Source organism: Variovorax sp. N23 (assembly GCF_025486315.1).
Lineage (GTDB): Bacteria > Pseudomonadota > Gammaproteobacteria > Burkholderiales > Burkholderiaceae_C > Variovorax.
In genome coordinates this window covers 13,034-25,413 of record NZ_JAOOPY010000012.1, presented here as the reverse complement: position 1 = coordinate 25,413, position 12,380 = coordinate 13,034, and the positions used below count along the sequence as shown (strand labels likewise).

The 12,380-nt window shown below is 69.0% G+C and carries 14 protein-coding genes; 12 read left to right on the top strand and 2 right to left on the bottom strand.

Translation table 11 applies throughout. From position 1 onward, the window contains the following. Positions 1 to 3 precede the first annotated feature (3 nt). Entirely contained in the window at positions 4 to 441 is a 438-nt protein-coding gene (locus N8A90_RS17650; protein ID WP_262076293.1) for a hypothetical protein, read from the top strand. Here the strand turns inward: N8A90_RS17650 and N8A90_RS17645 are convergent. Next, positions 438 to 755, bottom strand: coding sequence for a YfhL family 4Fe-4S dicluster ferredoxin (locus N8A90_RS17645; protein WP_262076292.1), 318 nt, complete (start codon positions 753 to 755; stop codon positions 438 to 440). The genes N8A90_RS17650 and N8A90_RS17645 overlap by 4 nt on opposite strands. Before the next feature lie 62 nt (positions 756 to 817). Between N8A90_RS17645 and N8A90_RS17640 the strand changes: the two genes are divergently transcribed. The 5 genes from N8A90_RS17640 (at position 818) to N8A90_RS17620 (ending at position 6,136) form a co-directional block, all read left to right on the top strand. Further along, positions 818 to 1,768: an ABC transporter permease gene (locus tag N8A90_RS17640; protein WP_262076291.1), complete on the top strand. Its 951-nt coding sequence runs from the start codon at positions 818 to 820 to the stop codon at positions 1,766 to 1,768. Then, positions 1,765 to 2,643, top strand: coding sequence for an ABC transporter permease (locus tag N8A90_RS17635; RefSeq protein ID WP_262076290.1), 879 nt, complete (start codon positions 1,765 to 1,767; stop codon positions 2,641 to 2,643). Before N8A90_RS17640 ends, N8A90_RS17635 begins: the two co-directional genes overlap by 4 nt. 149 nt (positions 2,644 to 2,792) lie before the next feature. Next, a complete protein-coding gene (locus tag N8A90_RS17630; RefSeq protein WP_262076289.1) occupies positions 2,793 to 3,782 on the top strand; it encodes an ABC transporter ATP-binding protein in 990 nt (329 codons plus the stop codon). Continuing rightward, positions 3,779 to 4,600 (top strand): ATP-binding cassette domain-containing protein, encoded by an 822-nt coding sequence (locus tag N8A90_RS17625; protein WP_262076288.1) that lies wholly within the window; start codon positions 3,779 to 3,781, stop codon positions 4,598 to 4,600. The genes N8A90_RS17630 and N8A90_RS17625 overlap by 4 nt, the downstream gene beginning before the upstream one ends. A gap of 45 nt (positions 4,601 to 4,645) precedes the next feature. Beyond that, the gene (locus tag N8A90_RS17620; protein WP_262076287.1) at positions 4,646 to 6,136 is read left to right on the top strand and encodes an ABC transporter substrate-binding protein; all 1,491 of its coding nucleotides are present in this window, start codon (positions 4,646 to 4,648) and stop codon (positions 6,134 to 6,136) included. A 27-nt stretch (positions 6,137 to 6,163) separates the two neighbouring features. Here the strand turns inward: N8A90_RS17620 and N8A90_RS17615 are convergent, their stop codons facing one another. Beyond that, the gene (locus tag N8A90_RS17615) at positions 6,164 to 7,024 is read right to left on the bottom strand and encodes a LysR family transcriptional regulator (protein WP_262076286.1); all 861 of its coding nucleotides are present in this window, start codon (positions 7,022 to 7,024) and stop codon (positions 6,164 to 6,166) included. 105 nt (positions 7,025 to 7,129) lie between these two features. On the opposite strand from N8A90_RS17615, the gene N8A90_RS17610 reads away from it, so the two are divergent. The 6 genes from N8A90_RS17610 (at position 7,130) to N8A90_RS17585 (ending at position 12,380) form a co-directional block, all read left to right on the top strand. Next, positions 7,130 to 7,528, top strand: coding sequence for a tautomerase family protein (locus N8A90_RS17610; protein WP_262076284.1), 399 nt, complete (start codon positions 7,130 to 7,132; stop codon positions 7,526 to 7,528). A gap of 21 nt (positions 7,529 to 7,549) precedes the next feature. Further along, positions 7,550 to 8,932 (top strand): tetratricopeptide repeat protein, encoded by a 1,383-nt coding sequence (locus tag N8A90_RS17605; RefSeq protein WP_410087701.1) that lies wholly within the window; start codon positions 7,550 to 7,552, stop codon positions 8,930 to 8,932. A gap of 48 nt (positions 8,933 to 8,980) precedes the next feature. After that, entirely contained in the window at positions 8,981 to 9,676 is a 696-nt protein-coding gene (locus N8A90_RS17600) for a phosphoribosyltransferase (protein WP_262076282.1), read from the top strand. A 144-nt stretch (positions 9,677 to 9,820) separates the two neighbouring features. Then, on the top strand, positions 9,821 to 10,939 hold the full coding sequence (locus N8A90_RS17595) for an ABC transporter substrate-binding protein (protein ID WP_262076280.1): 1,119 nt from the start codon (positions 9,821 to 9,823) through the stop codon (positions 10,937 to 10,939). Next, positions 10,939 to 11,619: an isochorismatase family protein gene (locus N8A90_RS17590; protein WP_262076279.1), complete on the top strand. Its 681-nt coding sequence runs from the start codon at positions 10,939 to 10,941 to the stop codon at positions 11,617 to 11,619. Before N8A90_RS17595 ends, N8A90_RS17590 begins: the two co-directional genes overlap by 1 nt. Beyond that, positions 11,616 to 12,380 (top strand): ABC transporter permease, encoded by a 765-nt coding sequence (locus tag N8A90_RS17585; protein ID WP_262076278.1) that lies wholly within the window; start codon positions 11,616 to 11,618, stop codon positions 12,378 to 12,380. Before N8A90_RS17590 ends, N8A90_RS17585 begins: the two co-directional genes overlap by 4 nt.

Sequence of the window (12,380 nt, the reverse complement as noted above, 5' to 3'; positions counted from 1 at the left end):
AGAATGAAAAGAAAACAAGTCACACGCACCGCCATCGTCTGCCTGGCGCTCTGCACATGGATCGGCGCCGTTCAGGCGCAGGATGCGTCCGGCGCCTGGCGCTGCGGCAACACCTACACCGACCAGCCCTGCACGGGCGGCAAGGCCGTGGCGCTCGACGCGGCGCCGAGCGCCGACCAGGCGCGCGAGGCGGAGCACAACACGCGACGCACCCAGGCCGCGGCCGACCGGATGGAGCGCGATCGGTTGCGCCAGGAAAGGGTGGCGCCCTCGCCGCTCATCCATTTGCCCAGGTCCACGAATGCAGCCGCGCCAGTGGAGCCCGCACACCCCACGGCGAAAAAGAAAAAAGGGCGCAAAGAGCCGGACTTCTTCACCGCGGCCGGCCCCGGCAGCAAGTCGAAGAAAAAGAAGACAGAGAAGACCGACGCCGGCGGTTAGGCGATGCCGACCGGTGACGCAGACGCGTCGGCGGGCGGCTGACCGGCGCCGTCCTCGGCGGCCTTCTTGGCCGCGGTGAGCCGCTCGAACTTCTGCCACAGCGTCTCGCGCGTCTCGACATGGTCGGGGCTCACCGGAATGCAGGCGACCGGGCAGATCTGCACGCACTGCGGTTCGTCGAAGTGGCCGACGCATTCGGTGCATTTGCGCGGATCGATTTCGTAGATCTCGGCGCCCATGGAGATCGCGTCGTTGGGGCACTCCGGCTCGCAGACATCGCAGTTGATGCATTCGTCGGTGATCATGAGGGCCATGGCGCGATTATCCGCCGCGGGCATGCTTGTTGCGGCAATCGGGTTATGCTGCGCCCCGCCCCATGAGTCTGTTTCTATTCAAGCGCTTCGCGACGTTGATCGGCACCCTGATCGGCGCCTCGGTCATCGTCTTCCTCGTTCTCGAGATCCTGCCCGGCAACGCGGCGCAGTTGCTGCTCGGCCCCGATGCGTCGCCCGACGCCGTGGCTGCGCTCGCCACCAAGCTCGGCCTCGACCAGCCGGCCTGGACACGCTACTGGCACTGGATCGGCGGCCTGCTCACCGGCAACCTGGGCGACAGCTACGCCTACGGCTCGCCGGTGCTCGACCTCATCCTCGAACGCCTGGCGCTCACCGTGCCGCTCGCCCTCATGGCGATGGCGCTGACGGCGGTGCTGGCGCTGGGGGTCGGCGTGACGGCGGCGGCGCGCCACAACAAGCTGGGCGACGTCGGGCTGATGGGCCTGACGCAGATCGGCATCGCCATCCCCAACTTCTGGTTCGCGATCCTGCTGATTTTGGTGTTCTCGGTGCAGTTGCAGTGGTTCTCGGCCGGCGGCTTCGACGGCTGGGGCGAAGGCGTGTTCGCCGGCATCAAGTCGCTGCTGCTGCCCGCGCTGTCGCTCGCCGTCGTGCAGGCCGCGATTCTCGCGCGCATCACGCGCTCGGCCGTGCTCGAGGTGATGCGCGAGGACTTCGTGCGCACCGCGCGCGCCAAGGGCGTGTCGCAGCGCGCCGTGCTCTGGACCCACGTGCTGCGCAACGCGATGATCCCGGTGATCACCGTGATGGGCATGCAGTTCGCCGAGCTACTGGCCGGCACCATCGTGGTCGAGAACGTCTTCTACCTGCCCGGCCTCGGCCGGCTGATCTTCCAAGCCATCAGCAACCGCGACCTGGTGGTCGTCCGCAACTGCGTGATGCTGCTGGCGGCCATGGTGGTCATCGTGAATTTCGTGGTCGACGTGTTGTACGCCGTGATCGACCCGCGCATCAAGGCGTCCGACATATGAGTGCTTCCGTCGCGGTGCCCAGCGCCGCCGCCCTGAAGGTGCCGGGCTTCTGGCGCCGTGCGCTGCATCACCGCAGCTTCGTCATCGGCGCGGTGCTCACCCTGCTGTTGCTGCTGGCCGCCACCGTGTCGCTGGTGTGGACACCCTGGTCGCCCTACGAGATGGACATGGCGATCAAGCTGCAGAAGCCGAGCTGGTCGCACTGGCTGGGCACCGACCCCTTCGGGCGCGACGTGGCGTCGCTGCTGCTGGTGGGGGCGCGGGCGTCGATCCTGGTCGGGCTGATCGCGGTGGGTATCGGCCTGACCGTCGGCACTGCGCTGGGCCTGCTGGCCGCCGCGCGGCGCGGCTGGGTCGAAGAAGCCATCATGCGTTTCAGCGACTTCTCGCTGGCCTTCCCCGCGATCCTCTCCGCCATCATGATGACCGCCGTGTTCGGCCCGGGCATCGTGAACGCGATCGTCGCGATCGGCATCTACAACATCCCGACCTTCGCGCGCATCACCCGCGCCTCGGCCAACGCGATCTGGTCGCGCGAGTACATCGCCGCCGCGCGCGCCTGCGGCAAGGGCGGCTTCGCCATCACGATGCAGCATGTGCTGCCGAACATCTCGGCCGTGCTGATCGTGCAGATCACCATCCGCTTCGCCATCGCCATCCTGGCCGAGGCTGCCCTTTCCTACCTCGGCCTCGGCACGCAACCGCCGCAGCCCTCGTGGGGCCGCATGCTGAGCGAGGCGCAGACGATGATGTTCCAGGCACCGCTGCTGGCGGTCTTCCCCGGCATGGCGATCGCGCTGGCGGTGCTCGGCCTCAATCTCCTGGGCGATGGTCTTCGCGACCTGCTCGACCCCCGTCTCGCACGCGCCCGCTAGGATGAAACACCCCCGAAGCGCCTTCGTCGCCTCCCCCTCGAGGGGGCGATACCAGCGGCCCGGCAAAGCCGGTTCCGCGGTATCCCTGGTATTGGGCCGCGCCGGTTTCATGCGTCGCGGATCGCGCACCAGCGCGGTGGAAAACTGACATGGCATTGCTCGAAGTCAACGACCTCCACATCCGCCTGCAGACCCAGCGCGGCCCGGCCGACGCCGTTCGCGGCATCAGCTTTTCGCTCGAACGCGGCGAGACCATGGGCATCGTCGGCGAATCCGGTTGCGGCAAGTCGATCACCGTGATGTCGCTCATGGGCCTGCTGCCGGCCAGTGCCAAGGTGGGTGGCAGCATCCGGTTCGACGGCACCGAACTCGTCGGGCTCGACGAACGCGCGATGTGCGACATCCGCGGCAACCGCATCGGCATGATCTTCCAGGAGCCGATGACCGCACTGAACCCGGTGCACACCATCGCCCGCCAGGTCGGCGAACCGCTGCGGCTGCACCGCGGGCTGACCGGGGCCGCCGCGCGCAAGGAAGTGCTCGCGCTGCTCGACCGCGTCGGCATCCCCGATGCGGCGTCGCGGCTCGACGCCTATCCGCACCAGTTCTCGGGCGGGCAGCGTCAGCGCATCGGCATCGCGATGGCGCTGGCCTGCGGGCCCGACCTGCTGATCGCCGACGAGCCGACCACCGCCCTCGACGTGACGATCCAGAAGCAGATCCTCGACCTGATCCAGGGCCTGGTGGCCGAGCGCGGCATGGCACTCATCCTGATCTCGCACGACCTCGGCGTGATCGCGCAGAGCGTGTCGAAGATGCTGGTGATGTACGGCGGCAGCGTGGTCGAGAGCGGCCCGACCGCGGCCGTCTTCGCCGAACGCGCGCATCCCTACACGCAGGGCCTGTTCGCCGCACGGCCTGCGCTCGGCGCGCGGCGCGGCGGCCGGCTCGCGACCATCCGCGGCAGCGTGCCGGAGCTGGTCGACCTGCCGCCGGGCTGCCCCTTCGCCGGCCGCTGTGCCTTCACCATCGACGACTGCCACACCACCCGGCCGCCGGCCACGCCGCTGCCGCACGGCCACCAAGTGCGATGCATCCGGCTCGATGCGGTGTCCGCCGCCGCAGGAGCCAGCGCATGACGACCACCCCGCCGCTGCTCGAAGTCACCGACCTGGTCCGCCACTACGCGCTGCCGCGCGAGAAGCTGCTGGCCCCGCCGCCGCAGGTCAAGGCACTGAACGGCGTGAGCTTTTGCATCGAGGCCGGCCGTAGCCTGGGCATCGTCGGCGAATCGGGCTCGGGCAAGTCGACCATCGCCCGGCTGGTGATGGCGCTCGATGCACCGACCTCCGGCAGCGTGAAGCTGCTCGGCCGCGACCTGCATCAGCTGCCGCGCGCCGAGTTGCGTGCGGCGCGGCGCGACGTGCAGATGGTGTTCCAGGACCCGTATGGATCGCTCGACCCGCGCCAGAAGGTGGCGCGCATCGTGGCCGAGCCGCTGGAGGCGCTGGCCGAAACCAGCCGCCACGAACAGCGTGAGCGCGCCGCCGAATCGCTCGCCGCCGTCGGCCTGCGCAGCACCGACCTCGACAAGTACCCGCACGAATTCTCCGGCGGCCAGCGCCAGCGCATCGCCATCGCCCGCGCGCTCATCACGCGGCCCAAGCTGATCGTGGCCGACGAACCGGTGAGCGCGCTCGACGTGTCGGTGCAGGCGCAGGTGCTCAACCTGATGCAGGACCTGCAGCAGCAGTTCGGCATCAGCTACCTGCTCATCAGCCACGACCTGGCCGTGGTGAACCACCTGTGCGATGCGGTCTGCGTGCTGCACCGCGGGCTGGTGGTCGAGCGCGGCGACCCGCAGGAACTCTTCGCGCATGCGCAGCACCCGTACACGCAGGCCCTGCTCGCCGCCGTGCCGCGCGCGGAGCCGCCCGCGCGGGCGCAGTACGCTTGATATAACGTCTCCCGTCTTTTCCACGCCCTTTCCAGGAGCCTGACCATGTTGAAACGCCGCACCGTTCTCACCGCATCCGCCGCCACCGCGGTCGCCTCTGCCCTCCCCTCGTTCGCATTCGCACAGAGCCGCAAGGACGCGATGGTGCTGGGCATGATCCTGGAGCCGGCCGGCCTCGACCCGACGGTGGCCGCAGCGTCCTCCATCGCCGAAGTCACGCTCTACAACATCTACGAGACCCTGACGAAAATCAACGCCGACGGTAGCGTGACGCCGCTGCTGGCCGAGAGCTGGGACATCTCGCCCGACCTGAAGACCTACACCTTCCGCCTGCGCAAGGGCGTGAAATTCCAGAACGGCGAACCCTTCAATGCGCAGACGGTGAAGTTCGCCTTCGAGCGCGCCGGCGGCGAGAAGAGCACCAACAAGGACAAGCGCACCTTCGCCAACATCGGCGTGCAGGTGATCGACGACCACACCGTCGTGCTGCTCAACAAGGAAATCGACCCCGACTTTCCCTTCCTGCTCGGCCAGGCGACCGCGGTCATCGTCGAACCCAAGAGCGTCGACACCAACGTCACCAAGCCCGTGGGCACCGGCCCGTACAAGCTCGACACGTACAACAAGGGCGCATCGCTCGTGCTGAGCAAGTGGGACGGTTTCCGCAACCCGGCGCAGGCCAAGATCAACAAGATCACCTTCCGCTTCATCGCCGACCCGGCCGCGCAGGCCGCGGCGCTGCTGTCGGGCGACGTCGATGTCTTCCTGCGCCCCGGCACGCGCATCGTGGCGCAGTTCAAGGCCAACCCGCAGTTCCAGACGATCCTGGCCGGGTCGCGCGCCAAGACCATCCTGGCCATCAACAACGCCAGGAAGCCGCTCGACGACGTGCGCGTGCGCCGCGCCATCCTCGCGGCGATCGACCGCAAGGCCATCATCGAAGGTGCGGTGGACGGGCTCGGGGTGCCGATCGGCAGCCACTACGTGCCGAGCGCACCGGGCTATGTCGACACCACGGGCATCAACCCCTTCGACATCGAGAAGGCCAAGAAGCTGCTGGCCGAAGCCGGCGTGAAGACGCCGCTCGAGCTGACGATGACGCTGCCGCCGACGCCCTACGCACGCCAGGGCGGCGAGATGATCATGGCCCAGCTCGCCAAGATCGGCATCGTGGTGAAGCCGCAGAACGTCGAGTGGGCGCAGTGGCTCAGCGGCACCTACGGTAACAAGAACTACGACCTCTCGGTCATCTCGCACGTCGAGCCCTTCGACCTGGGCAACTACGCCAAGTCCGACTACTACTGGGGCTACCAGTCGAAGGCCTTCAACACGCTGTTCGACAAGATCAAGACCACCGGCAACGCCGCCGAACGCAACAAGCTGCTCGGCGACGCGCAGAAGATGCTCGCCGTCGACGCGGCCAACGGCTTCCTGTTCCAGCCACAGTGGCCGACCATCGCGAAGAAGAACGTGAAGGGCCTGTGGAAGGACCTGCCGATCTTCGCGAACGACCTGTCCGCGCTGTCCTGGGGCTGATGAGCGGCGCTGCCGGCGCGTTGACGCTCAGGCGAACTGCGCCTCCAGCAGTTCGCGCGCCCGCGCCACGAAGTCGCTTTCGCCCTGGCGGGCCGGCAGCACATGGAAGGCCACGCGCGGCAGCGCCGGCAGCCCGGCCAGCCGCAGCGGCACCACGCCGTCGCACAGCGCCGACTCGTTGAGGCAGGCCACGCCCAGGCCCGCCGCCAGGGCCGACTGCAGGCCGGCCACGCCCGACGCGATGTGCGCCACCTCGAAGGGCACACGCCGCTGCCGCAGCAGCTTCACGGTGAACTGGTGCAGCGCGCAGGTGTCGGGCAGCACCAGCAGCCGAAGCGGTGCGCTCTTGGGCCATGACAGGCCCCGCGCGCCCATCCAGACCAGCGCCTCGCGGCGCAGCACCGCACCGCGCGACACGGTGCCAGCGCCGGTGTGGGCGATACGCATCGCCAGGCCGACATCGACCTCGCCGCGCGCGTAGCGGGCCTCGACATCGCCGCTCTTCATGACGCTCACGTGCAGGCGCACCTGCGGATAGCGCTCACCCAGCCGCGCCAGCAGGCCCGCGAGTTCGGCCGGCCGGAAATAGTCTGTGACGGCCAGGCGCAGCTCGCCCTGCAGCAGTTCGTCGCGCATCTCGCGGTAGGCCGTCTCGCTGAGCGCCAGGATGGCGCGCGCATGGCCCAGCAGGCGGGCGCCGGCCTCCGTCACCGCCACGCCCGCCTTGCTCCGGGTGAACAGCGACCGGCCGGCGCGCTCCTCCAGCTTGCGCACCTGCTCGCTGACCGACGACTGCGAGAGGAAGACGCGGGGCGCCGCCGCCGTGAGGCTGCCGGCCTCGGCGACCGCCACGAAGGTACGGAGCTGTTCGATGTCGAAGGTGGCCATCTCATCCATCCGTTATTTCGATGGAATCCATCTTATCTTCCCGCTTTTCAGATGGCATGAAACGGCGAAGAATCACCCATCCATCCTCACACCCCAGGAGCCACCATGCCGCACATCGTCCTTCACCTCTCTGGCGCGCCCGACGCCACCCGCACCGGCCAAGCCGTCGACGCCGTGGTGCGTCTCACGCAGTCGGTGCTCGGCAAGAAACTGCCGGTGATCGCCGTCGCGGTGCAGCACATCGCCGCCGACCAGTGGTTCATCGGCGGAGAGACGCTGGCATCGCTCGGCCGCAGCGCCTTCCAGCTCGACATCAGCATCACCGACGAGACCAACACCAAGGCCGAGAAGGCGCGCTACCTGCGCGAGGTGCATGCGGCCATGGCCGCGCTGATGCCCGATCTTCACGAGGTGTCGTACGTCCATGTGATCGACGCGCGTGCCGCCGCCTACGGCTATGGCGGACTGACGCAGGAGCACCGGCACCAGCAGGCCGGCGTGTAGCGACGGCATGGGCGTGGCACCATGGCGGAAGGCCATTCCCTTCCAGGACATTCCGTGAGCGCAACGCCCCGCCCTTTCAGCGACCTGCTCGGCAACCCCGTGACATTGGACGACCCCGCCAGCCTGGCGGCGGTCGACGACTTCGTGGGCGGCTTCATCGCCTGCGAGGCGCGCGCGGGGAACGTGCTCGAAGCAGCCGAGGACCCGAGCCCGCTCGTGCAGGCCTACTGCGCCGCGCTGCACATGTTCGCCGAGTCGCGCGAGGGCGCGCCGAATGCGCGACCCTTCATCGCCCGCGCGCAGGCAGGCGCTGGGCGCGCGACGGCGCGCGAGCAACGCTTCATCGCCGCGGTCGCCGCCTGGATCGACGGCGACATCACTGGCGCGATCACCTTGCACGAAGAACAGGTGCAGGCGCATCCGCGCGACCTGGTGTCGGTGAAGCTCGGCCAGTACCACTGCTTCAACCGCGGCGACGGACCGGGCATGCTGCGGCTCGCGCTGGCCGCCCTGCCGCAGGCGGCCGATGTGCCCTACCTGCACGGCATGGTCGCCTTCGGCCACGAGCAGTGCCACCGCATGCGCGAGGCCGAGGCCAGCGCGCGGCGCGCCATCGCGATGTGCCGCAAGGAGCCGTGGGCGCACCATGCGATGGGCCACGTCATGCTGACCGAAGGCCGCCTCGCCGAAGGCCTGGACTTCATGCGCAGCGTGAGCGACACCTGGACCAGGCTCAACTCCTTCATGGTCACGCACAACTGGTGGCACGTGGCGCTGTTCCTCATCGACCTCGGCCGCGACGCCGAGGCGCTGGCCGTGTACGACCGCGAGGTCTGGGGCGTGGTGCCCGACTACACGCAGGACCAGATCGGCGCCGTGTCGCTGCTGGCGCGCTTCGAGCTGGCGGGCATCGACGTCGGTGACCGATGGCAGGACGTGGCGGACCGCCTCGTCACCCGGCTCGACGACCATGTGCTGCCCTTCCTCGACCTGCAGTACCTCTACGGCCTGGCGCGTGCTGGCCGGCCCGAAGCCGACGTGCTGCGGCAACGCATCGAGGCCTTCGCGCCCACCGCGCCAGCCGACACGCACGATGCGTGGGTGCGCGTCTGCGTCCCGGCCGCGCACGGGCTGCTCGCGCATGCGCGCGGCGACATGGACGGCGCCATCGACGGGCTCGGCCTGGCGCTGCCGCGCCTGATCGAAATCGGCGGCAGCCATGCGCAGCGCGACCTGTTCGAGCAGGTCCATCTGGATGCGCTGGTGCGGCGTGGCACGGAGCGAACGCTGAGCGCGGCGCAGGGCATGCTGCAGCAGCAGGTCAACGGCCAGCCAGAATCGGTGCGTCTGAAGCGACAGCTCGACCGGGTGTATGCCGGCCTGCGCCTGCCGGCAGCCAGCTGACGCGTACCATCCGACGCCGCGCCAGCCCGGCCCTTTCCGTTCACGTCCATGACCCCGCACTTCACCGAAGCGACCACCGCCTACTGGCAGCAACTCCTCGACGCCGACCAGGTCGCCCACCCCGAGGCGCCGTGGCGCCACGGCTACCCCGCCCGCCTGCCAGACGGCCGCGTGCTGATGCTGCCGATCCGCCAGCTCGCGAGCGAGCCGACGCAGGCAGTCGCCTCGCTGATCTGCAACCAGGCCTCGCTCGAGGTCATCGAGACGCTGGGCCGCATGCTGGCCGACAAGCTGGCACCGCTGAAGCCGGACGTGGTCATCGGCATCCCCACGCTGGGCCTGACCTTCGCGCCCGTGGTCGCGCGCCACCTGGGCCACACGCGCTACGTGCCGATGGGCTATTCGCGCAAGTTCTGGTACGACGAGGCGCTGTCGGGCGCGGTGCAGTCCATCACCACGCCCACGGCCGGCAAGCGCGTCTACCTCGATCCGAACCTGCTGCCGCTCGTGCAGGGCAAGCGCGTGGTGCTGGTCGACGACGCGGTCAGCAGCGGCAGCACGCTGAAGGCGCCGTGGACGCTGATCGAATCGCTCGGCGCCGAGGTGCTGGCCTGCGGCGTCGCGATGCTGCAGGGCCAGCGCTGGCAGCAGACGCTGGGTGCCGAGCGCGCCGCGCGCCTGGTCGGGGTGTTCGACAGCCCGCTGCTGCAGGCGGTGCCCGACGGCTGGGTCGAGCGCAACTGACCTGCGCGCGCCACGGCCGGCGGTGCGTCGCTTGGTACGCAACCTGCTTACGGCAGGGCATCACGCCGGCGTATCTGGTTTCGTATACGTTTTTGGTGCATCGCGGGGCCTGCGCGCGATGGGCCGCCGCATCCTGGAGTTTTCATGCACCCCATCCGTTCGTCCGCCCTGCCCGCCACGCTGTCGCGCCGTCGCCTGCTCCAGGCGGCCGGTGCCACCGCCGCCGGCAGCCTGATCGCCGCCCCGGCCTTCGCGCAGACGCGCGCCATCAGCCTCACGCTGCCCTGGGTGGTGAACGGCTCCAACTACTGGCCGATGGTGGGCAAGGAGCTGGGCTACTTCAAGAAGCGCGGCATCGACCTCACTGTCTCGCGCGGCAACGGCTCGGTCGCGGCGGCGCAGGCCGTGGCCAACAAGCAGTTCGACCTGGGCGTGGTCTTCTTCGGCGGAACGCTGGTGAACATGGCGCGCGGCCTGCCGCTGCAGGCGCTGGCCACCGTCGGCTACGACGCGCTGATGGGCAACCTGGTGCTGGCCGATTCGCCGATCCGCGGCCCGAAGGACTTCGAAGGCAAGCGCGTCGGCACCGTCGCCACCTCGGCCGAGTCGCCCTACTGGACCGCCTACGCCGCCAAGACCGGCATCGACCTGACGAAGGTCACGCGCCAGCAGCTCGACGCCCGCCTGATCGAACGCGCGCTGATGGACAAGCAGGTCGACGCGATCACCGCCATCGGCTCGTCGAGCATCCCTGTGCTCGACTCGCTGGGCGTGAAGACACGCTTCATCCCCTGGGCCAGCGCGGGCGTGCAGCTGTACGCCGCACAGGTCATCGCGCGCCGCGAGACCATCGATGCCGACGCCGGCCTGTGCCAGGCGATGGTCGACGGCATCCTCGAATCGGTGGTCTACACGCTGAAGAACCCGCAGGCCTCGCTCGAGATCCTCTACAAGGCCCAGCCCGAGATCGCGCTGGCCAAGGGCGGCAAGGAAAACGCCGCCATCTCGCAAGGCCTGGCGCAGGCCACCATGGTCGCGCCCGAAGCGATCCAGAACGGCATGGGCTACAGCAGCATCCCGACGCTGGCCGGCATGATCGCGCTCGCCGCCAAGGCCGGCGCCCTGACGGCCGACGCCAAGCCGCTGCGCCCCGAAGACCTGGCGACCAACCGCTTCGTCGGCAAGATCAAGCTGAGCACCGCCGAGTGGGACGCGATCCGCAAGAACGTCGCGCCCTACAACAAGATGCTCGGAATCGCCTGATGCCCTTCGTGATCCCGGCGCAGCCCGAGCCCCTGAAGGCCGAGCGGGCGCAGACCGCCCTGGTGGTCATCGACATGCAGAACGGCTACCTGTCGAAGGGCGGCTACCTCGACCTGGCGGGCTTCGACGTGTCGGGCTCGCCGCCGGTCGTCGAGCGCGCCGCGCGCGTGCTGCAGGCGGCGCGCCGTGCCGGCCTGTTCGTCGTGCACGCGCAGAACGGCTGGAGCGAGAGCCTGGCCGAGGCCGGCCCGCCGACCTCGCCGATGTGGCACAAGTCGAACCCGCTGAAGTACATGCGCGCCAACCCGGGCAGCCAGCTGCTCATCCGCGGCACCTGGGACCACGCCATCGTCGACGAACTGAAGCCGCTGCCGCACGAGCCCGTCGTGCACAAACCGCGCTACAGCGCCTTCGCCGGCACCAACCTCGAGATGCTGCTGCGCGCGCACGGCATCACGACGCTCGTGTTCGTGGGCGTCAACACCAACGTGTGCGTCGAGACCGCCGTGCGCGACGCCTTCCACCACGAGTTCTTCGCCGTGATGGTGGCCGACGCCACGCTGCAGGCCGGCTCGCAGGCCGTGTTCGACGTGAGCGTGTTCAACATCCAGAAGTTCTTCGGCTGGACCAGCACGACGGACGAGATGGTCGGGCTGCTCGACGGACTGGCGCCCCCATGAGCTTCGCGCAAGACGGCGCCGTCCGCCGCATCGGCCTTCCATTCGCCTTCGCCCTCGGCACCTTGGCGCTGTGGGAAGCGGTCGTGCGCGCCTTCGGCATCCGCGAGGTGCTGCTGCCCACGCCCAGCGCCATCGGCCTGCGCCTGATCGAGACCTTTCCGCTGCTGATGCAGCACGCCTGGCCCACCGTGTGGGAAAGCGTCGCCGGCTTCGCCATCGCGTCGCTGCTCGGCGTGGCGCTGGCCGCGCTGCTGAGCGCCTCGGGCCTGATGCGGCAGATGCTGTACCCGAACGTGGTGCTGTTTCAGCTCATCCCGAAGATCGCGCTGGCGCCGCTCTTCATCGTGTGGCTGGGCATCGGCTTCCAGTCGCGGCTGACCTTCTCGGTCTTCATCAGCTTCTTCCCCGTCGTCATCGCCGCGCTGGCCGGCCTCGACAACGTCGACAAGTCGCTGCTGCGCCTGTGCCGTGCGCTCACCGCGTCGAGCTGGCAGGTGTTCGCGTCGGTACGGCTGCCGCATGCGCTGCCCTACGTCTTCAGCGGCATGAAGATCGCGACCACCTTCGCCATCATCGGCGTGATCGTGGGCGAGTTCATCACCTCGCAGGCCGGGCTCGGCTACCTGATCCTCTTCGCGTCTTCGCAGGCCGACACCTCGCTCATCCTCGCGGCCATCGTGGTGCTGTGCGGCTTCGGGCTGCTGTTCTACGGCGCGGTCGCGCTGCTCGAACGCTGGACGCAGAAGGCCTTCGGCGAATGA

Bases quoted from the DNA above. Each gene is read 5' to 3' on its own strand.
- N8A90_RS17585 (WP_262076278.1), top strand. From the start codon at position 11,616: ATGAGCTTCGCGCAAGACGGCGCCGTCCGCCGCATCGGCCTTCCATTC.
- N8A90_RS17605 (WP_410087701.1), top strand. From the start codon at position 7,550: ATGGCGGAAGGCCATTCCCTTCCAGGACATTCCGTGAGCGCAACGCCC.
- N8A90_RS17645 (WP_262076292.1), bottom strand. From the start codon at position 755: ATGGCCCTCATGATCACCGACGAATGCATCAACTGCGATGTCTGCGAG.
- N8A90_RS17590 (WP_262076279.1), top strand. From the start codon at position 10,939: ATGCCCTTCGTGATCCCGGCGCAGCCCGAGCCCCTGAAGGCCGAGCGG.
- N8A90_RS17615 (WP_262076286.1), bottom strand. From the start codon at position 7,024: ATGGCCACCTTCGACATCGAACAGCTCCGTACCTTCGTGGCGGTCGCC.
- N8A90_RS17600 (WP_262076282.1), top strand. From the start codon at position 8,981: ATGACCCCGCACTTCACCGAAGCGACCACCGCCTACTGGCAGCAACTC.
- N8A90_RS17620 (WP_262076287.1), top strand. From the start codon at position 4,646: ATGTTGAAACGCCGCACCGTTCTCACCGCATCCGCCGCCACCGCGGTC.
- N8A90_RS17630 (WP_262076289.1), top strand. From the start codon at position 2,793: ATGGCATTGCTCGAAGTCAACGACCTCCACATCCGCCTGCAGACCCAG.
- N8A90_RS17595 (WP_262076280.1), top strand. From the start codon at position 9,821: ATGCACCCCATCCGTTCGTCCGCCCTGCCCGCCACGCTGTCGCGCCGT.
- N8A90_RS17635 (WP_262076290.1), top strand. From the start codon at position 1,765: ATGAGTGCTTCCGTCGCGGTGCCCAGCGCCGCCGCCCTGAAGGTGCCG.
- N8A90_RS17650 (WP_262076293.1), top strand. From the start codon at position 4: ATGAAAAGAAAACAAGTCACACGCACCGCCATCGTCTGCCTGGCGCTC.
- N8A90_RS17640 (WP_262076291.1), top strand. From the start codon at position 818: ATGAGTCTGTTTCTATTCAAGCGCTTCGCGACGTTGATCGGCACCCTG.
- N8A90_RS17625 (WP_262076288.1), top strand. From the start codon at position 3,779: ATGACGACCACCCCGCCGCTGCTCGAAGTCACCGACCTGGTCCGCCAC.
- N8A90_RS17610 (WP_262076284.1), top strand. From the start codon at position 7,130: ATGCCGCACATCGTCCTTCACCTCTCTGGCGCGCCCGACGCCACCCGC.